General features: G+C 47.2%; 1 protein-coding gene. It reads right to left on the bottom strand.

Annotated features, from left to right (window positions below):
• On the bottom strand, positions 1-286 hold a 286-nt coding region (locus tag ACNKXV_RS14525), incomplete at both ends, for a PaaI family thioesterase (RefSeq protein ID WP_417908414.1).

The following is a 286-nucleotide window of genomic DNA, read 5'->3' as shown; positions in this document are numbered from 1 at the left end:
ACCAACTTGGCGGTAACTTCGAGCTTTTCGCCGATCTGAGCTGCTGCTAGGAAGTCCACATTCAAATTAATACTCGTCATCAGGTATTCCGATCCTGCCACAAAATTTCCCATCCCGATCACATCATCCAGCATCAAGGAAGCAATACCTCCATGGAGAATCTTTCCGGGATTGCACATCTCCGGTCTTACCACGTATTGGACTTTAATGTGATGGTTATCTACATCAAGGAGTACGCCAGCCAGCCAATTGCCTGCAGCTGATGGTGTTTGGTCAAGCGTTTTTC

The sequence above is a fragment of the Christiangramia aquimixticola genome, from assembly GCF_048285835.1.
Taxonomy (GTDB): Bacteria; Bacteroidota; Bacteroidia; order Flavobacteriales; family Flavobacteriaceae; genus Christiangramia; species Christiangramia aquimixticola.
Note: the sequence above shows the minus strand (reverse complement) of the source record. Positions and strands in the feature narration are given on the sequence as shown.